20 protein-coding genes are annotated in these 21,130 nt (G+C 63.4%); 11 read left to right on the forward strand and 9 right to left on the reverse strand.

The genetic code is table 11. The features are described from left to right. Positions 1 to 5: 5 nt before the first annotated feature. The 4 genes from BJ994_RS06900 to BJ994_RS06915 all read left to right on the forward strand — a co-directional run bounded on the left by BJ994_RS06900 (position 6) and on the right by BJ994_RS06915 (position 2,867). Entirely contained in the window at positions 6 to 1,253 is a 1,248-nt protein-coding gene (locus tag BJ994_RS06900) for a phosphoglycerate kinase (protein WP_167992811.1), read from the forward strand. Between the two features lie 36 nt (positions 1,254 to 1,289). Next, the gene (tpiA, locus tag BJ994_RS06905) at positions 1,290 to 2,105 is read left to right on the forward strand and encodes a triose-phosphate isomerase (RefSeq protein WP_167992813.1); all 816 of its coding nucleotides are present in this window, start codon (positions 1,290 to 1,292) and stop codon (positions 2,103 to 2,105) included. A 19-nt stretch (positions 2,106 to 2,124) separates the two neighbouring features. Beyond that, entirely contained in the window at positions 2,125 to 2,376 is a 252-nt protein-coding gene (gene secG / locus BJ994_RS06910; protein WP_167992815.1) for a preprotein translocase subunit SecG, read from the forward strand. 116 nt (positions 2,377 to 2,492) lie between these two features. Continuing rightward, the gene (locus BJ994_RS06915) at positions 2,493 to 2,867 is read left to right on the forward strand and encodes an RNA polymerase-binding protein RbpA (RefSeq protein WP_167992817.1); all 375 of its coding nucleotides are present in this window, start codon (positions 2,493 to 2,495) and stop codon (positions 2,865 to 2,867) included. A gap of 26 nt (positions 2,868 to 2,893) precedes the next feature. Here the strand turns inward: BJ994_RS06915 and pgl are convergent, their stop codons facing one another. The 6 genes from pgl to tkt are packed head-to-tail and all read right to left on the reverse strand — an operon-like array spanning position 2,894 to position 11,168. After that, positions 2,894 to 3,724: a 6-phosphogluconolactonase gene (pgl, locus tag BJ994_RS06920; RefSeq protein WP_167992820.1), complete on the reverse strand. Its 831-nt coding sequence runs from the start codon at positions 3,722 to 3,724 to the stop codon at positions 2,894 to 2,896. Continuing rightward, entirely contained in the window at positions 3,714 to 4,655 is a 942-nt protein-coding gene (locus BJ994_RS06925; RefSeq protein ID WP_167992823.1) for a glucose-6-phosphate dehydrogenase assembly protein OpcA, read from the reverse strand. The genes pgl and BJ994_RS06925 overlap by 11 nt, the downstream gene beginning before the upstream one ends. Further along, positions 4,652 to 6,193: a glucose-6-phosphate dehydrogenase gene (gene zwf, locus BJ994_RS06930; RefSeq protein ID WP_167992825.1), complete on the reverse strand. Its 1,542-nt coding sequence runs from the start codon at positions 6,191 to 6,193 to the stop codon at positions 4,652 to 4,654. Before zwf ends, BJ994_RS06925 begins: the two co-directional genes overlap by 4 nt. Beyond that, positions 6,193 to 7,830, reverse strand: coding sequence for a glucose-6-phosphate isomerase (locus BJ994_RS06935; protein ID WP_167992827.1), 1,638 nt, complete (start codon positions 7,828 to 7,830; stop codon positions 6,193 to 6,195). Before BJ994_RS06935 ends, zwf begins: the two co-directional genes overlap by 1 nt. A gap of 6 nt (positions 7,831 to 7,836) precedes the next feature. Then, on the reverse strand, positions 7,837 to 8,949 hold the full coding sequence (tal, locus tag BJ994_RS06940) for a transaldolase (RefSeq protein ID WP_167992829.1): 1,113 nt from the start codon (positions 8,947 to 8,949) through the stop codon (positions 7,837 to 7,839). Between the two features lie 47 nt (positions 8,950 to 8,996). Next, positions 8,997 to 11,168 carry a transketolase gene (gene tkt / locus BJ994_RS06945; RefSeq protein ID WP_167995904.1) on the reverse strand — a complete coding sequence of 724 codons (2,172 nt, stop codon included), beginning with the start codon at positions 11,166 to 11,168 and terminating at the stop codon, positions 8,997 to 8,999. 360 nt (positions 11,169 to 11,528) lie between these two features. On the opposite strand from tkt, the gene BJ994_RS06950 reads away from it, so the two are divergent. After that, complete coding sequence (locus tag BJ994_RS06950; RefSeq protein ID WP_167995905.1) at positions 11,529 to 12,524, forward strand: heme o synthase; 996 nt, start codon at positions 11,529 to 11,531, stop codon at positions 12,522 to 12,524. Positions 12,525 to 12,554: 30 nt separating this feature from the next. Next, positions 12,555 to 13,457, forward strand: a complete 903-nt coding sequence (locus tag BJ994_RS06955) for a dihydrodipicolinate synthase family protein (RefSeq protein WP_167992831.1) — start codon at positions 12,555 to 12,557, stop codon at positions 13,455 to 13,457. On the opposite strand, the gene BJ994_RS06960 is transcribed toward BJ994_RS06955, so the two are convergent. From BJ994_RS06960 to BJ994_RS06970, 3 genes are read right to left on the reverse strand one after another with little or no spacing between them, the layout of a single operon-like run. Beyond that, positions 13,450 to 14,388, reverse strand: coding sequence for a COX15/CtaA family protein (locus BJ994_RS06960; RefSeq protein WP_167992834.1), 939 nt, complete (start codon positions 14,386 to 14,388; stop codon positions 13,450 to 13,452). The two genes, BJ994_RS06955 and BJ994_RS06960, sit on opposite strands and share 8 nt — an antisense overlap. Before the next feature lie 4 nt (positions 14,389 to 14,392). Continuing rightward, a complete protein-coding gene (locus BJ994_RS06965) occupies positions 14,393 to 15,133 on the reverse strand; it encodes an ABC transporter permease (protein WP_167992836.1) in 741 nt (246 codons plus the stop codon). Continuing rightward, entirely contained in the window at positions 15,130 to 16,077 is a 948-nt protein-coding gene (locus tag BJ994_RS06970) for an ABC transporter ATP-binding protein (protein WP_342450312.1), read from the reverse strand. The genes BJ994_RS06965 and BJ994_RS06970 overlap by 4 nt, the downstream gene beginning before the upstream one ends. Positions 16,078 to 16,292: 215 nt before the next feature. Between BJ994_RS06970 and BJ994_RS06975 the strand changes: the two genes are divergently transcribed. The 5 genes from BJ994_RS06975 to sufC all read left to right on the forward strand — a co-directional run bounded on the left by BJ994_RS06975 (position 16,293) and on the right by sufC (position 21,129). Then, the gene (locus BJ994_RS06975) at positions 16,293 to 17,123 is read left to right on the forward strand and encodes a helix-turn-helix transcriptional regulator (protein WP_167992839.1); all 831 of its coding nucleotides are present in this window, start codon (positions 16,293 to 16,295) and stop codon (positions 17,121 to 17,123) included. Continuing rightward, complete coding sequence (gene sufB, locus BJ994_RS06980; protein ID WP_167992842.1) at positions 17,123 to 18,598, forward strand: Fe-S cluster assembly protein SufB; 1,476 nt, start codon at positions 17,123 to 17,125, stop codon at positions 18,596 to 18,598. Before BJ994_RS06975 ends, sufB begins: the two co-directional genes overlap by 1 nt. Then, the gene (sufD, locus tag BJ994_RS06985; RefSeq protein ID WP_167992844.1) at positions 18,598 to 19,896 is read left to right on the forward strand and encodes a Fe-S cluster assembly protein SufD; all 1,299 of its coding nucleotides are present in this window, start codon (positions 18,598 to 18,600) and stop codon (positions 19,894 to 19,896) included. The genes sufB and sufD overlap by 1 nt, the downstream gene beginning before the upstream one ends. Continuing rightward, positions 19,896 to 20,264 carry a non-heme iron oxygenase ferredoxin subunit gene (locus BJ994_RS06990; RefSeq protein WP_167992847.1) on the forward strand — a complete coding sequence of 123 codons (369 nt, stop codon included), beginning with the start codon at positions 19,896 to 19,898 and terminating at the stop codon, positions 20,262 to 20,264. Before sufD ends, BJ994_RS06990 begins: the two co-directional genes overlap by 1 nt. 79 nt (positions 20,265 to 20,343) lie before the next feature. Continuing rightward, complete coding sequence (gene sufC / locus BJ994_RS06995; RefSeq protein ID WP_167992849.1) at positions 20,344 to 21,129, forward strand: Fe-S cluster assembly ATPase SufC; 786 nt, start codon at positions 20,344 to 20,346, stop codon at positions 21,127 to 21,129. Position 21,130 lies beyond the last annotated feature (1 nt).

Raw genomic sequence — 21,130 nt, forward strand, 5'->3', positions numbered from 1 at the left:
CGAACATGGGATTCGCATCGCTGGATGAATTGCTGGCTGACGGCGTCAGTGGAAGGCGTGTTCTGGTCCGGTCGGACCTGAACGTCCCTCTCGACGGCGACGTCCCGAACCTGCGGGTCACGGACGACGGTCGGATCCGCGCATCGCTTCCCGTTCTGGAGAAGCTGACGCAGGCCGGTGCGAGCGTGATCGTTCTCGCACACCTCGGCCGTCCCAAGGGCGCTCCGGAGGAGAAGTACTCGCTGAAACCCGCTGTGGACCGTCTCGCGGAGCTTGCGGATTTCAACGTGACGCTTGCTGGAGACGTCACGGGCGACAGCGCCCGCGAACACGCGGCGGGTCTCGTTGGCGGCGAAGTCCTCGTACTGGAGAACGTGCGCTTCGATGCACGGGAAACCAGCAAGGACGATGCCGCGCGTGGACTGTTCGCAGACGAGTTGGCACAGCTTGCTGGCCCGGACGGTGCCTATGTCGATGACGCTTTCGGGGCAGTCCACCGGAAGCATGCGAGCGTGTATGACATCGCGCACCGTCTGCCTGCCTACCAGGGTGACCTCGTGAAGGCGGAGGTGGATGTGCTGCAGCGGCTCACCAAGGAGCCTGAGCGGCCATTCGTGGTGGTTCTCGGCGGTTCGAAGGTTTCGGACAAGCTGGCCGTCATCGAGAACCTGATCGGTACCGCCGACCGGTTGCTGATCGGCGGCGGCATGGTGTTCACTTTCCTTGCTGCCCAGGGGCACTCGGTAGGGTCCAGTCTGCTCGAGAAAGACCAGTTGGACACTGTACGCGGCTACCTCGCCCGTGCGGCGGAGGCCGGCACCGAGATTGTTCTGCCAACCGACATCGTGGTTGCGGAAAAGTTCGCTCCTGACGCCGCTCATGAAACGGTGACCGCGGAACGGATGGAGACTACCCGCTTCGGCGACTCCGGTATTGGGCTGGATATTGGACCTGACTCCGGGGCACTCTTCGCCGAGCAGATTTCCAGCGCCCGGACGGTGTTCTGGAACGGGCCCATGGGAGTCTTCGAATTCGATGCCTTTGCAGCGGGGACCCGGGCGGTTGCCCAGGCCCTGGCGGAGGCAACTGCTTCGGGCGCGCTCACCGTAGTCGGCGGAGGAGACTCGGCAGCAGCGGTTCGTGCGCTCGGCTTCGATGAAGCCAGCTTCGGGCACATTTCCACCGGCGGCGGGGCGAGCCTGGAATACCTGGAAGGCAAGGAACTTCCCGGGCTTACCGCCCTGCAGCGCTGACAACCCACTGGCACCATCTTTAGAACTGGAGCACGAATGACCTCCTCGACGAACGGTAAGTTTGACCGCCGTCCGCTGATCGCCGGCAACTGGAAAATGAATCTCGATCATGTCCAGGGCATCACACTCCTGCAGAAACTTGCTTGGACGCTTGACGATGCCAACCATGACTACGGTCGCGTTGAAGTGGCGGTTTTCCCGCCGTTCACCGATCTGCGTGGAGTGCAGACTCTGGTCAAGGGCGACGACCTTCACGTGGTGTATGGGGGCCAGGATCTCTCACCGCATGATTCCGGCGCCTATACCGGGGACATCTCCGGCCAGTTCCTGGAGAAATTGGGCTGCAGCTACGCCCTCGTTGGACACTCCGAGCGCAGGACGGTCCACCAGGAAAGTGACGAGGTGCTGAACCAAAAGGTGCAGGCAGCCTACCGGCACAATCTTGTTCCCGTTCTCTGTGTCGGAGAAGGGCTTGAGATTCGACAGTCCGGCCGGCATGTGGAGCACAGCCTCGACCAGCTCCGACAGGGCGTCCGCGGCCTCAGCGCGGACCAGGCGGCCGAACTGGTAGTCGCGTATGAACCGGTGTGGGCTATCGGTACCGGAGAAGTGGCCGGTCCCGACGACGCCCAGGAAATGTGCGCTGCCATTCGGGCCGAGCTCTCCTCGCTGTTTGATGAGTCCGTAGCGGCTCGTACCCGGCTTCTCTACGGCGGTTCCGTGAAGGCCTCGAACGCCGCGTCGATCCTGAAGGAGCGCGATGTCGACGGCGTGCTGGTCGGTGGAGCGAGTCTTGACGTGTCCGAGTTTGCTAACATTGTCAGGTTCGAGCACCATCTGGTGACCGACTAGGTCACACTGAAAGGCCACTGTGGAAATTCTCCGTATCATCCTGTTGGTACTGCTGGGCATCACCAGCCTGCTGCTCACGCTGCTGATCCTGCTCCATAAGGGGCGCGGCGGCGGCATGTCCGATATGTTCGGCGGCGGCATGACCACCAGCATGGGCTCCTCCGGTGTCGCCGAGCGAAACCTCAACCGCTTCACCGTCGCGCTCGGCTTGGCCTGGGGCGTTGTAATTATCGCCCTCGGCCTGATCCAGCGTTTTTCCGGCGATTCCTGACCCCAGCGCTTCACGGGATCGGGATTCGCACCCGATCCAAGCCATCCCGCGTCACCACCGTTAGGCGTACACTGAACCTCATCGCAGGTCGTGTGCGGTACTGATGGGAGTAATCCATGGTGAACGCGGGACACGCTTTTAAGGGCACGAGAATAGGCACCGAGTACAGTTCGGGAGCGTCGGGCAGGCACCTCGATGCCGAGAGGAAGTCTGCCTCGGTGGACCGGATCGTGGTCAGCTATTGGTGCATGGAAGGTCATGAAACCAGGCCGACTTTCGCCAAGCTCAGCGATCCGGAAATTCCGGAGGTCTGGGAGTGCGGTCGGTGCGGCCGCCCCGCAGGCAGATCACCGGGCGTGGATCTAAGTATTGACGGTGACGAGCCCTTCAAGAGTCACTTGCAGTACGCGAAGGAGCGGCGGACAGAAGCCGAAGCGATGAAGGTCCTCGAAGACGCGCTCCGGCAACTTCGGGAGCGGCACGCCCTATAAGGGCAGGTCAGGCTAGCCGACTGGTGTTAGCGTTCGGGGTTTCCAGAACCATCTTCGGAAGCTTCTTCCGAACCGATCAGTCGCCCCGGCAGCTGACTGGCAGCTTCCTGATCAATCAGCCACAGCGTCTTTTTATGGCCGCGTGCGCCAGCGGCCGGAACCTGCACCGGACCCGCACCTGCCAGGGCCAGCCCGACTGCGCCGGCCTTATCCTGTCCGGCCACTGCCAACCAGATTTCTTCTGCCGAGTTGATCGCCTCAAGAGTAAGGCTGACACGTTCGGGCGGCGGTTTCGGTGAACCTGTGACGCCGATGACGGTCTGCCCTTTGGCCCGGATGCCGGCCATTTCCGGGAACAGTGAGGCGATATGCGCGTCAGGCCCTACCCCGAGGAGAAGTATGTCGAAACGGGGCAGGCGTGGGTCGCGAAGCTCGACCTCTGCTGCGGCATCCTTGTCCGCGGCTTCCTGGAGCCTTCTGGCGTAATCGACCGCGGCATCGTCCTGGTTCTCGAAGTCCCCGGCCGCTCCGAATTCGTGGACACGGTTCGGGGAAATCTTCAGCTCATCAAGAAGGGCAGCACGTGCCTGCACGGCGTTTCGGTCGGAGTGATCAGCTGGGAGGAATCGTTCATCTCCCCACCAAAAGTCAACCGCACTCCAGTTGACCGCCGAACGTGCGGGGGATTCGGCCACCGCACGCAAAGCACCGATACCCAGCGTTCCACCCGTCAGCACGACGGTGGCAGTACCCCGTTCGTTCTGGACATCCACGAGGCGGGTGACCAGACGCGCCGCGACTGACGCTGCCAGCAGGCCGGAATCGGGATGGACACTGACTTTCGGTTCAGCGTTCACTGGTTCGTACGCTCCTTAAGTTCGTCCGTGCGAGCCCCTCGGTGATGACTTCTCCGAACACGTCGTCCGGATCCAGCCTCCGCAGCTCCTCCGCGAGACAGTCTTGCAGGCTGCGACGTGGCAGGGAAATTCGTTGCACCGGCTGATCCGGCTGGTAGAGCTCGGCAACGGAGCGGTGGGGTCGGTTCAACTCGACGTCGCCCGTTGCGCGGCTAAGCCTCACCCGGTGCAGTCCGGTCCCTGGCGGTCCGGCCGCGATGGTGACGGGCGTATTGAGGGCCAGCGTAAGCCAAGCGGCAAGCAGCACCGTACTGGGGGAGTCTGACGCACCTTCCACAGTGACTGAGGTGATCGGCGAACCATCCAACTGTTCCATCACCGCGGCCAGTTGGATACGCCAGTTGGTCAGGCGGGTCCAGGCAAGGTCGGTATCGCCGGCCGCGTATGTCCGGCGAATGTTGAACAGCGCTGCCGTCGGATCTGATTCGTTGGCGGAATCGGTAATCCTGCGGTGGGCGATGCTTCCGATTGAGGTTCGCGACGCGGCTTCCGGAACACCATGCGGCCACCAGGCCACAATCGGCGCATCGGGCAACAGGAGCGCCGAGACAAGCGACTCACTTTCACTCGCGAGCTGTCCGTAGCCCTTGAGGACGATTACTTCCGAAGCTCCGGCGTCACCGCCTACCCGGATTTGTGCATCCAGGCGCGTCTGCTCCGTCGAGGCTCCCTCAGCCAGGACGATGATGCGGCATGGGTGCTCGCGGCTGGCCTCATTGGCAGCGAGGATCGCTTCCTCCTCATGACCCGATCGCGTGATGACCACGAGGGTGAGCACACGCCCAAGGGCAACCACTCCGCCCTTGTCGCGCATGGTCATGATTTCCTTGGAAACCTTCGATGTTGTTGTATCAGGAAGATCGACGATCATGGCCGCCTCCAGGTCCTTCCGTCGCGTTCCAGCAGTTCATCAGCCGATGCCGGACCCCAGCTGCCGGGAACGTACTTTTCCGGGGCAGACGCCAGTGTTGCCCAGTACTCCTCGAACGGATCGAGAATCTTCCACGACAGTTCCACTTCCTGGTGACGCGGGAAGAGGGGCGGCTCGCCGAGCAGCACGTCGAGGATGAGCCGCTCATATGCTTCCGGACTGGATTCGGTAAACGAATGGCCGTACCCGAAGTCCATGGTGACATCGCGTACTTCCATCTGCGTGCCGGGCACCTTTGACCCGAATCGGATGGTCGCGCCCTCATCCGGCTGAACGCGGATGACGACGGCGTTCTGTCCGAAGTCCCCTTCACCGTGGTCACGGAACAGAAGGTTCGGTGCGCGCTTGAAGACGACGGCGATCTCCGTCACCCTGCGTCCCAGGCGCTTTCCCGCGCGCAGGTAGAACGGTACGCCGCTCCACCGCCTGGTATTGATATCGAGTCGGATGGCTGCGTAGGTCTCGGTGGTGGACCGGGTAGGAATGCCGTCCTCGTCGAGGAAAGCGTTGACCAGCTCACCGCCTTGCCAACCGCCGTCGTACTGGCCGCGGGCGGAATGGGTCGAGAGGTCCTCGGGCAGCTTGACTGCTGCGAGTACCTTCTCTTTTTCCGCGCGCAGGTCCTCGGCATTGAAGGAAATTGGCTCCTCCATGGCCGTCAATGCAAGTAGCTGCAGCAAGTGGTTCTGGATGACGTCGCGGGCGGCACCAACGCCGTCGTAATAGCCGGCTCGCCCTCCAATGCCGATGTCCTCGGCCATGGTGATCTGGACGTGGTCAACATAGTTTGCGTTCCAGAGTGGTTCGAAGAGCTGGTTCGCGAACCGGAGCGCAAGGATATTCTGGACGGTTTCCTTGCCCAGATAATGGTCAATCCGGAACACCGCGTCCGGTGGAAAGACCTGCTCGACGATGCTGTTGAGCTCCCGCGCCGATTCCAGGTTGTGGCCGAAGGGCTTCTCGATGACAACCCGGCGCCACTTACCCTCCTCGGCCTGCGCGAGGCCGTGCTCGGAGAGTTTCTGACAGACGAGTTCGAACGCCTTGGGCGGGATGGACAGGTAGAACGCGTGATTGCCGCGGGTGCCCCTGGTGGCGTCAAGTTCTTCGACGGTCTTCTTCAGCTCGACGAAGGCGTCGTCGTCGTCGAAGTTGCCCTGCACAAAACGGATACCGGCGGACAGCTGCTCCCAGACGGTGTCGTTGAAGGGCGTGCGCGCATACTGCTTCACCGAGGAGCGGACCTCCTCCGCAAACTGCTCGTCGCTCCAGTCGCGTCGGCCGAAGCCAACGAGCGCGAAACTCGGTGGAAGCAGTCCGCGGTTCGCGAGATCATACACAGCCGGCATGAGCTTTTTGCGGGCAAGGTCGCCCGTCACACCGAACAGGACAAGCGATGACGGACCTGCGATCCGGTTGAGCCGCCGGTCCCTCGGGTCGCGGAGGGGATTCCTGATTCTGCTGTTGTTCTCCGGCATTACCCGTTTCCGTCTTTAGCTGCAGTACCGGACAGGTGTTCAATGACCTCGCGCAACTGCTTCACTCCGGCAGCACGATCGGCGAGGTGCAGGCGAAGCACCGGACGTCCGGCATCTTCAAGGACCTGGGCGTCTCCTGCAGCCTGTGCGGAAATGAGCTCGCCGAAGGTGAACGGCCTTTCCGGGATAGAAAGATCCTCCTGCGGAGCGCCTGTGATCTGGAGATAGGCACCCACAGCAGAGCCGCCCTTGTGGAATTGGCCGGTCGAATGCAGGAACCGCGGACCCCAACCAAAGGTCACCGGGCGTCCGGTTGTCCTTGCGAGCTCCGGACGAATATCCGCCAGCGCAGCTTCACCGATCCGGTCGAGGTAGGCCTGAACGGCCAGGTAGCCGCCGGGCTCCAACGCGCCGAACAGCGCCTCAAGCGCTTCGCCCAGCGTGTGCGCTGTTCCGAGCAGCGCCGCACCGCCACGAACCTCGACGGCGCCGTCAACGAAGTTGGGCGCCTCGGCTTCCGGTTGGGCATCAAGGAGCCCACGGGCCGCCTTTTTCGCTGCTTCAACATCGGGCTGGTCGAACGGGTTGATTCCGAGAAGCCGGCCGGCGACGGCGGTCGCGAACTCCCATACCAGCAGGTGGCTACCGAGGCTTCCCCCGACCGCTACGGCGTCACCAACCGGTTCCGCGTTCGCGTCCGGCGAGACCAGGTGGACCGCGAGGACGTCGGGAGCGCCCGAGGACAGCTCGGGTGCATCCTCTTCGACGACCACGGGAAGCACACCGGTTCCAAGCTTCCCGGTGGACTCGGCGATGAGTTGCTCCACCCAGTCACCGAGTCCGGCAATTCCGGAACCCTCGTCTACGAAGACGATCTTGTCGCGCAGCGGGAGGGTTGCGCCCAGTACCGCTCCGAGGCGGAGACCGACGTTGCCGGCGTCGTCATCGCCAAGAAACTCACTGATGGACTCAGCGTCGTCGAGCAACGCCGAGATATCCGCACCGGCGAGGCCGGAAGGAACCAGACCGAAGGCGGTGAGGGCCGAATAACGGCCGCCAACGTTCGGGTCGGCGTTGAACACAGCCCGATAGCCTGCCGCGCGCGCAGACTCATCCAGCGGTGAACCTGGATCGGTCACGATAATGATGCGGCTGCGCGCGTCCACGCCGGCGTCGGTGAAGGCCTGCTCGAAGATCCGCCGCTGGGAGTCCGTCTCCACGGTGGAACCGGACTTCGACGAAACCACGATTGCCGTTGTTTCCAGCCGGTCGGCCAGCACCTTGACGATCTGATCCGGATCGGTTGAATCCAGGACCGTAAGTTCCACCCCGGCTGTCCTGGTGATGACCTCGGGCGCGAGCGAGGAACCGCCCATGCCGCACAGCACCAGGTGATTCACGCCGTCGGCTGAGAGGTCGGTGCGGAGCCGCTCAATGGAAGGCAGCAAGGCGCGGGAGGCTTCGATGAGGTCAACCCAGCCGAGCCGGATCGCTGCTTCCTCTTCTGCTTCGGGACCCCAGAGTGTTTGGTCCTTGGCCATGATGCGCGAGGCCACCTGGTCCTGTACGAGCTCAGGGGTAGCACGTTCAATTGCTTCGGCGGCCGCCCCGGATGCGTTGACGTAGAGGGTTGCCATGGACGCCTAGCCCTTCGCCGATTCGAGCGCCGTGGTGACGGTTTCCAGAAGCTCGTTCCAGCTGACGACGAACTTGTCCAGGCCCTCTTCCTCGAGCAGTTCGACAACCTCCTTGTAGGAAATCCCGAGGTTCTCGAGGCGGTTCAGGAGTTCGTTCGACTCGTCGTACGCGCCGGTTATGGTGTCCCCGGTGACCTCGCCGTGGTCAGCGGTGGCCTCAAGTGTCTTTTCCGGCATGGTATTCACAACGCCGTCAGCGACCAGGCCGGTTACGTACAGGGTGTCGGGGTACGCAGGGTCCTTCACACCGGTCGAAGCCCAGAGCGGACGCTGCGGGCGGGCACCCCCGGCGGCAAGGACCTGCCACCGCTCAGAGCTGAAGGCTTCCTCGTACACCTGGTAGGCGAGGCGTGCATTTGCCAGGCCTGCCTTGCCGCGCAGTCCGGCGGCCTCGTCGGTGCCGAGGGCATCTAGGCGCTTGTCGATCTCGGCATCCACCCGCGAAACAAAGAACGAGGCAACGGAATGGATAGTTGAGAGGTCGTGGCCGTTCTCCTTCGCCTGCTCGAGCCCGAGCATGAAGGCGTTGATCACGGCACGGTAGCGTTCAAGTGAGAAGATCAGCGTGACGTTGACGCTGATTCCCGCGGCGAGAGTTGTCGAGATGGCTTCGAGACCCTCAACGGTTGCCGGGATCTTGATGTGGACGTTGGTGCGTTCAACGGCGTCGAAGAGACGGCGTGCCTCCGCGATTGTGCCCTGAGTGTCGCGGGCAAGACGTGGATCGACCTCGATCGAGACCCTGCCGTCAACGCCTCCGGTCTTCTCGGCAACTGGCGCGAATACGTCGCACGCCTGCGCCACATCGGTGGTGGTGATCTCGAAAACTGCGGTGTCGACGTCGGCCCCGGCTGCAGCGAGCTGCTTCACCTGCGCAGAGTAGGACTCGCCGTTCTTCAGGGCTGCTGCGAAGATGCTCGGGTTCGTCGTGACGCCGACGACGTCGCGCTCGGTGATGAGCGCCTTCAGGGTGCCTGAGGTGATCCGCTCACGGGAGAGGTCGTCCAGCCAGATGGACACGCCGGCGTCGGAAAGGGCCGCGGTGGGGGTGGGAGTCATTGGTTTTTCTCCTTGAACCAGGTGGATTGTGCTGATCTGTGGGCGGACTACCGGCGGTCGCCGGTGGTGGAAGCTGACGCTCCTGCGGCCGCTGAGGTGCCGTCCGGAGCGTTGCGCGTATCGGCTGCCGCAATCGAGTCCCGTGCTGCCTCGACCACTGCCTCCGCGGTGATGCCGAACTCCCGGAACAGGGTCTTGTAGTCGGCCGAAGCGCCGAAGTGCTCCAGGGAGACGGACCGGCCGGCGTCGCCGACCAGTTCACGCCAGCCCAGCGCCACGCCGGCCTCGACCGAGACGCGGGCACGGATGTTCGAAGGAAGTACAGCCTCGCGGTAAGACTCGTCCTGCTGGTTGAACCACTCCAGGCAGGGCAGCGATACGACGCGCGCCGCGATGCCTTCCTTCTGCAGCGTGGAGCGGGCCTCGACTGCGAGCTGGACTTCGGAACCGGTCGCGATCAGGATCACGTCGGGTTCGCCGTCGGGAGCTTCCGCAAGCACATAGCCACCCTGCGCAACACCCTCCGCCGATCCGAAGGTGTCACCTGTTGCCTGGCCTGGTCCGCGTTCCCACGTGGGAATGTTCTGCCGTGTGAGCACGATGCCCGCCGGATTCGATGTGTTCTCCAGGATGGTGCGCCACGCCACGGCGACCTCATTTGCGTCACCCGGGCGGACGACGTCGAGCCCTGGAATGGCGCGCAACGACGCGAGTTGCTCCACCGGCTGGTGGGTGGGCCCGTCTTCACCCAGGCCGATTGAATCGTGGGTCCAGACATAGATGGCAGGTACGCCCATGAGCGCGCCCAGCCGGATCGCCGGACGCTGGTAATCGCTGAAGATGAGGAACGTGCCGGAAAAGGCCCGCGTGCTGCTGTGCATCACGATGCCGTTGACGATGGCGGCTGCCGCATGTTCGCGGATACCGAAGTGCAGTACCCGGCCGTAAGGGTTGCCGGACCACGCTTCGGTCTGCTTAGAGGCGGGGACGAACGACGGCGATCCCTCGATGGTGGTGTTGTTCGACTCGGCGAGATCCGCGGAGCCGCCCCACAGCTCGGGAAGAACCGGGCCGATGGCACTCAGGACCTTGCCCGACGCCGCACGGGTGGACACGTCCTTGCCCGCCTCGAACTCAGGAAGACTGGCTTCCCATCCTTGAGGCAGTTCGCGGGCAGCGATGCGGTCCAGGGTCGCCGCACTGTCCGGATTGGCCTGCTTCCAGGCTTCGAAACCCTGTTCCCAGGCGCTGCGGGTGTCCTGTCCGCGGTCAACGACCTTGCGTGCGTGAGCAAGCACCGCATCGTCCACCTGGAAATGCTTCTCCGGGTCGAGGCCGAGGATTTCCTTCAGCGCTGCCACTTCGTCCTTGCCAAGAGCGGAGCCATGGATCTTGCCTGTGTTCTGCTTGTTCGGGGCCGGCCAACCGATGATGGTGCGCAGGGATACGATCGACGGCCGAGACGTTTCGGCCTTCGCTGCCGTCAGGGCGCGGTACAGTTCCGCAACGTCCTCGACGTATTCGCCGGTCTTGGTCCAGTCGACGCGCTGGGTGTGCCAGCCATACGCCTCGTAGCGCTTGAGCACGTCCTCGGTGAACGCAATGTCGGTGTTGTCCTCGATCGAAATGTGGTTCTCGTCGTAAAGAACAACGAGGTTGCCCAGTTCCTGGTGTCCAGCGAGGGACGAGGCTTCCGAGGTGACGCCTTCCTGCAGGTCGCCGTCGGACGCGATGACCCAGACGGTGTGGTCGAACGGACTCTGTCCCTCGGGCGCTTCGGGATCGAAAAGGCCGCGCATCCGGCGCTGGGCGTACGCGAAGCCGACAGAGGACGCCAGCCCCTGTCCAAGCGGCCCCGTGGTGATCTCGACGCCGGCGGTGTGCCGGTATTCCGGGTGGCCGGGAGTCTTCGAGCCCCAGGTGCGCAGAGCCTTCAGATCATCAAGCTCAAGGCCGTAGCCGGAAAGGAAGAGCTGAATGTAGAGGGTGAGGGACGTGTGTCCGGGGGAGAGCACGAAGCGGTCCCGTCCGGTCCACTCCGGGTCAGTTGGATCATGCCGCATGAGTTTCTGGAAGATCAGGTACGCGGCGGGAGCCAGGCTCATGGCCGTACCCGGATGTCCGTTCCCCACTTTCTCCACGGCGTCCGCCGCGAGTACGCGGACGGCATCAACCGCGCGGTCGTCCAGTTCGTTCCAGTCCAGTTCCTGCTTTTCCAGCTGTGGCACGTTTACCGGGCCCCTCTCTTTACGTCACGGCCAGCGCCGCGGCGCCGAGTGAGGCTGCGCTGCGGAGGCCAAAGTCCCCGAGGCCAGCCGGCCGTTCACCGTTGAAAACTTGAATACTGTTGCGTCTGACCCAGACTAGATCCCCGTGCGTACAACGGATTGAAGCAAACATCCGTCGACACGGGCGTGATCCAGGCGATACATGCAACCTTAGCGCTTTCAGGCCGGAATGGGCTGTGGTCGACAGATTGTGAAGGGTCACACAACGAAACGAAAGAGCCCGGGTGAGTTCCAGCGCAAGTGGCCGCGCTTCTTCTACGCGCTGTAAAAGTGACGGTGGATGCGGGTATGATGGCCAAGGACTTTATCCTCACTTCAGAAGCAGAGCATCCTCCAGTGAACATCGACCAGGCCGCAGCCGCGCCCAGCGTGCATCAGGCCGGCAGTGGCCTTTCCCGCAAGCTACGGGCATACCTGGCGCTGACCAAACCACGGGTCATTGAGCTGCTCCTGGTGACAACGCTTCCCACGATGATCTTTGCCCAGGGCGGCTTTCCATCACTGGGTCTCGTTCTGGCAACCATGGTGGGTGGGGCATTCGCGGCGGGCAGCGCAGGGGCATTCAACTGCTACATCGACCGCGATATTGACAAGGTCATGCACCGCACCGGAAACCGGCCGCTCGTGACCGGGGAGGTCACACCACGGGAGGCGCTGGTTTTCGCCTGGGCACTGGGTGTTGCCGCGATCGTCATTCTTTGGTTCGGCGCAAACCCGCTCGCGGCATGGCTGGGCGTGGCCGCTATCTTCTTCTACGTCGTCGTCTACACGCTCATCCTGAAGCGCCGTACAGCGCAGAACATCGTGTGGGGCGGCGCCGCAGGTTGCATGCCCGTGCTGATCGCGTGGGCCGCGGTGACCGAAACAGTGCAGTGGCCGGCTGTCGTACTCTTCCTGGTGATCTTCCTGTGGACGCCACCGCATTACTGGCCGCTGTCCATGAAGTACAGCGACGATTACAACGCGGCGAACGTGCCCATGCTGGGAGCGATCGCCGGGGCATCAGTAGTTTCAGTCCAGGTTGTTCTGTACGCGTGGGCAACGGTGGTCTGTTCACTGCTGCTCGTTCCCGTCGGTGGTGCGGGATGGGTATACACAGTCGCGGCGGTCGCCGGTGGGGGCTGGTTCCTCGTTGAATCGCACAAGCTGCACTCTGCTGCACGGTCCGGTGCGGTCACCGGCAAGGTAGCCATGAAGGTCTTCCACGGATCCATCAGCTATCTGACCGTACTTTTCCTTGCGCTTGCCATTGACCCGTTCGTGGGCGGGCCGATTTTCGGCGCGTAGTGGGCTTGCGGACCACCTAGGATTGTGGTCATGGTCTTTACCGGCGTTGTTGCCTATCCCGTGACCCCGTTCGACGCTGATGGCGCAGTCAGCTTTCCTGAACTGAAGCTCCTCATTGGCGGGCTCGCTGATTCCGGTGTGGATACGGTAACTGTCCTTGGCTCCTCAGGCAGCTTTGCCTACCTCGATGCGGCTGAACGCGAACGGGTGCTCGCTGAGGCAGTGGAGGCGGCCGCCGGTCGTATTCCGGTTGCCGCCGGGATCAGCGCGGTTGCCACGCGTGAGGTGGTGGTCGGCGCCAAGGCGGCCCAGCGGAACGGCGCGGCTGGGCTCGTACTCTCGCCGGTCTCCTACCTGCCGTTGACCGACGATGAAGTGGCAGCGCTCGTTGAGGAAGTTGCCGCAGTCACCAACCTGCCGATCTGCCTCTATAACAATCCCACGACCACCCAGTTTTCTTTCGGGCTGGAGCTGGTGGCACGGCTCGCTGCCATTGAGACTGTCACCGGTTTCAAGGACACCGCCGCTTCGCCGGACGGGTTCGCGGACCGCGTGCGCATGCTGCGGGACCTGGTGGATGCCCCGCTCAGCCACGGTGCCAGCGGCGACACCCTCATCGTCACGGGTGAAGTGTCCGGCGATGCCTGGCACACCGGACTGGCCGCACTTCTACCGGTCAGCTACCGCAACTTCCGCCTCGCGGTTGTTTCCGGAGACGACGCCCGGATCGCCCTTGAACGCTCGCGCCTGCTGCCCGTGGTCAATGCCGTCCAACGCCTGCGCAAACTCAGCGGATTGCACGCCCTCGCCAAAGCATGCGGTATTGATGCCGGTGATCCCCGGCCGCCGCTGCTGCCCATCGCGGGCAGCGACCAACGGGAGTTGGCACGCCTGGCCGACGCGTTTGATGACCAGGAAGAGTCCGTCAGCTAGTAGGGACGGATCGTCGCGTAAACCCTATGTAGACGGCATGCGCCGCAGCGGCCGTCAGGACGGACGCACCGAGCATGTGGAGGGCGACCAGCGCGACCGGCAGGTGCAGGAAATGCTGCAGGTACCCGATTGCCCCTTGCGTCAGCACGACGACGGCGAGCAGCACGACGGCGATGCGCAGCCGGCGGGCAACGCCCGTGCGGTACGCGACCACCACAAGGATCAGCACGGTAAGAACCAAAAGGTACACCGGGGCCGCGTGGATCCGCGTCATCAGATCAGGGTCGAGGTTGTTCCGGGCGGCACCCGCATCGCCGGCGTGCGGGCCGGAACCGGTCACGACGACGCCGAGCAGTACCGCGACCGCGACCAGCGCGGCGGCTGCCACGAGGAGCTGGCGCAGGAGCGGCGTTGCACGCGGTTCGCGATCAGCCGCTGCCTCAGCAGGTGTGAGCCGTGTGCGGTTGAGAAGTACCGTGGCGATCGTGATCAGGAGCATCGAGATGACGAAGTGCCAACCGACCACCCAGGGATTGAGCCTGGTCCAAACCGAGATGCCGCCGATCACCGCCTGCAACGGGATTCCGGCGAGGAGCAGCACTGCCGGAAGGAAAAGATCAGGGCGTTCGGCGCGCAGGCGCCAGATGGAGGCCAGCATTGCGACGGCGATCGCCGTCAGCACGAACGTGAGGAGACGGTTTCCGAACTCGATGACGCCATGGATCCCCATCTCCTGGGTCGCGATCATCGAATCAGCGGTGCAGCGGGGCCACTCAGGACAACCAAGGCCGGATGCGGTCAGGCGCACTGCGCCGCCGGTGACAACAATGAGGATCTGCGACACAAGGGAGGCCAACGCGAGCCCCCGGACCGCAGGCGTGACGGCGGTGGGGAGTCGGTTCATCATCGTGGCGAGGGAGAGTTGCGTCATGTTCCTAACTCCATTTGAACCAGCGGACAGCGGCGAGTCCGGCGACTGCCGCCCAGCCGCATAGTAGGGCGAAGGACGCCGGATCGAAGGTGCCTGTCTGGAGCGCGGCGCGCAGACCGTCACCGAGGGCGGACGAGGGCAGGAGACCGACAAGCGGTTGCGCTGCTTCGGGAAGGCTGCTGCGCGGGATGACGGTTCCGCCGGCCGCAGCGAGCAGGATCCAGAGGAGGTTGGTGACGGCGAGTGTCGCCTCGGGCCGCAGAGTTCCCGCTATGAGAAGTCCAAGCGCCGTAAACGCGGCGATGCCTGGAATCAGCATGACAAGCGCCGGAAGAATCCCTTCCATGGCGGGCTGCCAGCCGAACAGGACGGCGGCAGTCCCGATCACAGCGAGCTGGATCACCAGCACTGCGCCCACGGCAACGACTTTGCCCAGGATGAGCCCGCCACGGCCGAGCGGCGTTGTGGACAGAAAGCGAAGCACTCCGTAGCGGCGGTCGAAGCCGGTGGCGATTCCCTGGCCTGTGAATGCCGTTGAAAGCACGCATAGGGCGATGACTCCCGGTGTGCCCGATTCGAGCCGTGGCGCTCCGAGAACATCAAAGAGCGGGGTCAATGCGATTGCGGTGAGCGCCAGGACCGGCAACGCTATAGCGAGGACGAGCTGCTCGCCGTTGCGGAGCATCGCGGCAGTTTCGTATCCGCCGTGCCGCAGGACCCTGAAGGGCAAGCGGGTTGCGCTCATCGGACGCCCCTGCCCGAGATGTCGAGGAACACGTCTTCCAACGAACGCGCGGTAAGGACAATGGACGCGGGCAAAACGTTGTTATCCGCCCACCACCGGGCAATAGTTGCGAGATCCTCGGGCGTCAGCGGGCCGGTCACGCGGTAGTTTCCGGGAGTCTGCTCACCGGCCTCGAGGTGCGGAAAGCGGGATACCGGCAATTCAAGGCCAGGCGGAGCCTCGAAGCGAATTTCCCTCACGGCATCCTTCGCGTGAGCGGTGAGTTCCGCGACAGTACCTTCCCGGACCGTCCGCCCCTGGTCAATGATGTACACGTAGTCAGCCAGACGCTGTGCGTCGTCGAGGAGATGCGTGGTGAGGATGATCGCGAGGCCCTCGGCGCGAAGTTCGTTGATCAGGTCGAATACGATGTGCCGCGACTGCGGGTCCAGCCCCGCGCTAGGCTCGTCGAGAAACAGTACGTCCGGATTTCCGACCAGTGCGCAAGCGAGCGCGAGACGCTGCTTCTGGCCACCGGAAAGCCTTCGGATGGTGGTCGAAGCGAAGCCGTCGATGCCCAGGCGCAGGACAAGGTCATCCAGCCCGCGCGCCGCCGTATACATGCTTGCGACGTGCCGGAGCAGGGGGAGCGGGCGGAGCGCCGGCGGCAAACCGCCTTCCTGCAGCATGATGCCCACCCTGCTGCGAAGCCCCGCCCCAGCGCGCCAGGGGTCCTGGCCAAGCAGGCGGACGCTGCCTCCGCTTGGCCGCTGCAGACCTTGGGCACATTCAAGCGTTGTGGTCTTGCCGGCGCCATTGGCACCAAGCAATGCGGTGACGCGGCCCTTGTGCGCGGTAATGTCGACGCCGTCGAGGACCCGGATCATCTTCCCGTCCAGGGCTGCAACCGGGCCGAAATCCTTGACGAGCCCACGTACTTCAAGGGCGGCAGGGGAGTGTGGCACCGAACAATTCTACGACACGTAGTAGCTGGCGCGTTATGGGCGGTGGATAGCCTCGCCTTACTGGATGCGGGTTCTCCAATGGAATAGATTAGGTCATGGTTCTGTTTTCTATTAGGCAGACACCATAAGTTAGTCCAGAAATAAGTTAGTCCAGAAGCTCCGCAAGCCACATCATTAGCCAGCGCCACGTACCTACCAGACAGAGGAGGCCAGCGATGTCCCATTCCGCTGCACCTCGTCCTGCCGGACCCGCTGTGATCAACGCTGAGCGCGCTGAGGCGGAGTCGCGGCGCACCGCAGATGAACGCACCCGGGACAAGGTTCTGTCCGCCGTCCTGGAGCATGGTCCCGTCAGTGCCGCAGAGCTCGGGGAGAGGCTCGGTTACACGCCGGCAGCAGTCCGTCGCCACCTCGACGCCCTCTCGCGGGACGGGTTGATCGAGGTGAAGCTCATCAGCAACGCATCCGCGGGCGCGGGCCGTCCCGCACGGCGATACGTACTCAGTCAGCGCGGACAGACGCGCCTCGGGAACGACTACCTGCACATCGCGCAGGCGGCGCTCGGGCAGCTGCAGGAGGTAGCGGGTCCGGACGCAGTTCGTCAGTTCGCCGCAAGCCGCTTCGCCTCAATGGAGGAGCGGTACCGTCCTGTGGTCGAGGCGGCGGGTGACCGGCTGGAGGAGAAGGCGATTGCACTGGCTGACGCCCTCACCAATGACGGCTTCGTGGGGTCAACCCGGGTGGTCGGCCGTAACGCCCCTCAAGCCGCTATGCTCAGCGTGCAGCTGTGTCAGGGTCACTGCCCCATTCAAGAACTCGCCGCGGAGTTTCCGGACTTCTGTGAGCAGGAAACCGACGTGTTCGCGAGACTGCTGGGCGTCGATGTGCGAAGACTTTCAACGCTCGCGAGCGGCGGACACGTATGCACCACCCACATTCCCGTGGGGCGGGGGAGCCAGGCGGCATCATCACGCAGTTTGCCTGCGGAACTGCCGCAACCACTACAGATTTCAGAGAACTCCAACCATCAGCAAGGAAGGCCGTGATGACGGATCAGACAGATCAGAAGGCATTGGTTCCCGACACCGTGCCGGCAGGAGTGATCAGCGACATCCTCGAGAGGAATCCGGAGCTGCACGGCATCGGGACCTACGAGTATGGCTGGGCCGACAAGAACGACGTCGGCGCGAATGCGCGGCGCGGTCTCGACGAGGACGTGGTCCGCGACATCTCCGCGAAGAAGAGCGAGCCCGAGTGGATGCTGGACATGCGGCTGAAAGGGCTGAAGTACTTCGACCGGAAGCCCATGCCTGCGTGGGGTGCGGACCTGTCGGGTATCGACTTCGACAACATTAAGTATTTCGTGCGTTCCACGGAGAAGCAGGCCAACAGCTGGGAAGACCTGCCGGACGACATCAAGAACACCTACGAGAAGCTCGGAATCCCCGAGGCTGAGCGGAACCGCCTGGTTTCCGGCGTCGCGGCGCAGTACGAGTCCGAGGTGGTGTACCACCAGATCAACGAGGAACTCGAGCGCCAGGGTGTCATCTTCATGGATACCGATACCGCGTTGCGTGAGCATCCTGAGTTCTTCGAAGAGTACTTCGGATCGGTCATTCCCGTGGGCGACAACAAGTTCGCTTCCCTGAATACCGCAGTGTGGTCCGGTGGATCTTTCGTCTACGTGCCTCCCGGGGTCCACGTGGAGATCCCCCTGCAGGCTTACTTCCGGATCAACACCGAGAACATGGGCCAGTTCGAGCGCACGCTCATCATTGCGGACGAGGGCTCCTATGTTCACTACATCGAGGGCTGCACGGCTCCGATCTACACGTCGGATTCCCTGCACTCGGCTGTTGTGGAAATTGTGGTCAAGAAGAACGCCCGCGTCCGGTACACCACCATCCAGAACTGGTCCAACAACGTGTACAACCTGGTGACGAAGCGCGCCATTGCGCATGAGGGCGCCACCATGGAGTGGGTCGACGGCAACATCGGTTCCAAGGTGACTATGAAGTACCCGGCGGTCTACCTGGTGGGCGAGCACGCCAAGGGTGAGACCCTGTCCATTGCCTTCGCGGGTGAAGGCCAGCATCAGGACACCGGTTCGAAGATGGTTCACATCGCCCCGAACACGAAGTCCTCGATCATCTCCAAGTCTGTGGCACGCGGGGGAGGGCGTGCTGCCTACCGCGGCCTGGTGCAGGTGCGGGAAGGGGCAACGCACTCGGCGAACACGGTCCGCTGCGATGCGCTGCTGGTCGACACCATTTCGCGTTCGGACACGTATCCCTACGTGGACATCCGCGAGGACGATGTAACCATGGGCCACGAGGCCACCGTTTCGCGCGTCAGTGAAGAGCAGCTGTTCTACCTGATGTCGCGCGGTATGCCCGAAGACGAGGCGATGGCAATGATCGTGCGCGGCTTCATTGAACCGATCGCCCGCGAACTTCCCATGGAGTACGCGCTGGAACTGAACCGCTTGATCGAACTCCAGATGGAAGGAGCCGTAGGCTAATGGCCGAAACCTCACAGTTGAACCCTGAGTTGACCGACGAGAAGGCCCGCCTCGGCGCCCCGTCCGGCGAAGAGAAAATCGCAATCGACGGTTTCACCGAGGAAGGCGAGAACCTTTCCCCGCTGAATACCGGCACCGAACAGCACGGTGCACGCAGGCATAGCCACGGCGACGAGCGCGTTGTCCCGGAGGCGTCCCGCGGCGAACGCCTCAAGTCCTACAAACTCGCAGACTTTGCGCCCCTGACCGGCCGTGAGGAGGACTGGCGGTTCACTCCGCTGAAGCGCCTCCGCGGATTGCATACTGATGCGCTGACCGGTGAAGGGCCCGAGGTTACGGTGTCCGGCGCGTCCAACGTCACGGTCGAGACGGTTGAGCGCACTGACGCCCGCTTCGGATCCGCCGCGGTTCCTGAGGACCGTGTCTCGGCCGCAGCGTGGGAAGCAGTGAGGACTGCAACCGTCGTCACCATCCCTGAAGAGACTGTCGCTGATTGCGAAGTCACGGTAGCCGTCCGCGGAACGGATAGCGCAGTGGCGGCGCAGCACCTCATCATCGAGGCGCGCAGGTTCTCGAAGGCGGTGGTGGTCCTCGATCACCAGGGCAGCACCACCCTCGCGCAGAACGTTGAGATTCTCGTGGGCGACGGCGCGGACCTCACCGTCGTGAGTGTGCAGGAATGGGACGACGACGCCGTCCACGTCTCCTCGCAGCAGGCGAAGGTGGGCCGCGACGCGCGCTTCAAGCACGTTGTCGTCAGCCTTGGCGGTGACCTCGTGCGCCTTACGCCGTCGTCGTTCTTCACCGCCCCCGGCTCCGAGGTGGAGATGTACGGTCTTTACTTCGCTGACGCCGGACAGCACCTGGAGCAGCGCTTGCTCGTTGACCACGCCGTTCCCAACTGCAAGTCACGGGTCACCTACAAGGGCGCACTACAGGGTCAGGACGCACACACCGTCTGGGTTGGCGACGTCCTTATCCGCAAGGAAGCCGAAGGAACGGATACCTACGAGGTCAACCGGAACCTGGTGCTGACCGACGGCGCCCGGTCCGATTCCGTTCCGAACCTTGAGATCGAAACCGGACTCATCGAGGGCGCGGGCCACGCCAGCGCCACCGGCCGGTTTGACGATGAGCACCTGTTCTACCTCATGGCCCGCGGAATTGATGAGAAGACGGCACGGCGTCTGGTGGTGCGCGGATTCCTCAACGAGGTGATCCAGCAGATCAAGGTTCCTGTCCTCGAAGAGCGCCTCACCGAAGCGGTGGAGCGTGAACTGGCTGCAGGGAACCTCTGATGACCGAAGCATTGGAAGCGCCCCGCGGCGAACTGGTCTGCAATGTCAATGATATTGAGGTGAAGCAGGCACTACGGATCCTGATTGACGATTACCCGGTTGCTATCGTCAAGGACTCCGACGGCGGCATCCACGCTATCGGCGACACCTGCTCGCACGCGGATATCTCGTTGTCGGAGGGCGATGTCGAAGGCTGCAAGATCGAGTGCTGGGGACACGGCTCCCAGTTCGACCTCCGGAGCGGGATGCCGCTCCAGCTGCCAGCCTACGAGCCGGTTCCGGTTTTCGCGCTCGAGATCCATGACGGGGAGGTCTATGTGGACATCACCACGGTGACCAACTCCGCCCCAGTACCCGCCCAGGACTAGAGAGTTAGCACAACTCCCAGCCGCCCAATTCCACACGAAGCAAACCTGCAGCGGCAGGATGCAAAAGGAGAACCCACAGATGTCCACCCTTGAGATCAAGGACCTCCACGTCAGCATCGAAACTGACCAGGGCACCAAGCCCATCCTCAAAGGCGTCAGCCTGACCATCAACACGGGTGAAACCCACGCCATCATGGGCCCCAACGGGTCGGGCAAGTCGACGCTGGCCTCCACCATCGCGGGCCACCCGCGGTACACCGTCGACAGCGGTTCCATCACTCTTGACGGCGAGAACGTTCTCGACATGAGCGTCGACGAGCGCGCCCGCGCCGGCCTCTTCCTCGCCATGCAGTACCCGGTGGAAGTACCCGGCGTCACGATGACTAACTTCCTCCGCACCGCCAAAACGGCGCTTGACGGCGAAGCCCCGAGCATCCGTCACTGGACCAAGGATGTGAAGGAAGCGATGTCGCAGCTGCGCATCGACGCTGACTTCGCACAGCGCAACGTCAACGAGGGCTTCTCCGGCGGCGAGAAGAAGCGCGTCGAGATCCTGCAGCTCGAGCTGTTCAAGCCAAAGTTCGCCATCCTCGACGAGACCGATTCCGGCCTCGACGTCGATGCGTTGAAGGTTGTTTCCGAGGGCGTCAACCGGGAGCACAGCAAGGGCGAGATGGGCACCATGCTCATCACGCACTACACGCGTATCCTCCGCTACATCAAGCCCGACTTCGTCCATGTGTTCATCGATGGGCGGATTGCAGAAGAAGGCGGCCCGGAGCTCGCCGACCGGCTCGAAGAAGAAGGTTACGACCGCTTCCTCCTCCCCGGCGCGGCGTCGGCACCGGCCGCTGCCGGCGCGTAGC

This window comes from Arthrobacter pigmenti (genome assembly GCF_011927905.1).
In the GTDB taxonomy this organism is placed as follows: Bacteria; Actinomycetota; Actinomycetes; order Actinomycetales; family Micrococcaceae; genus Arthrobacter_D; species Arthrobacter_D pigmenti.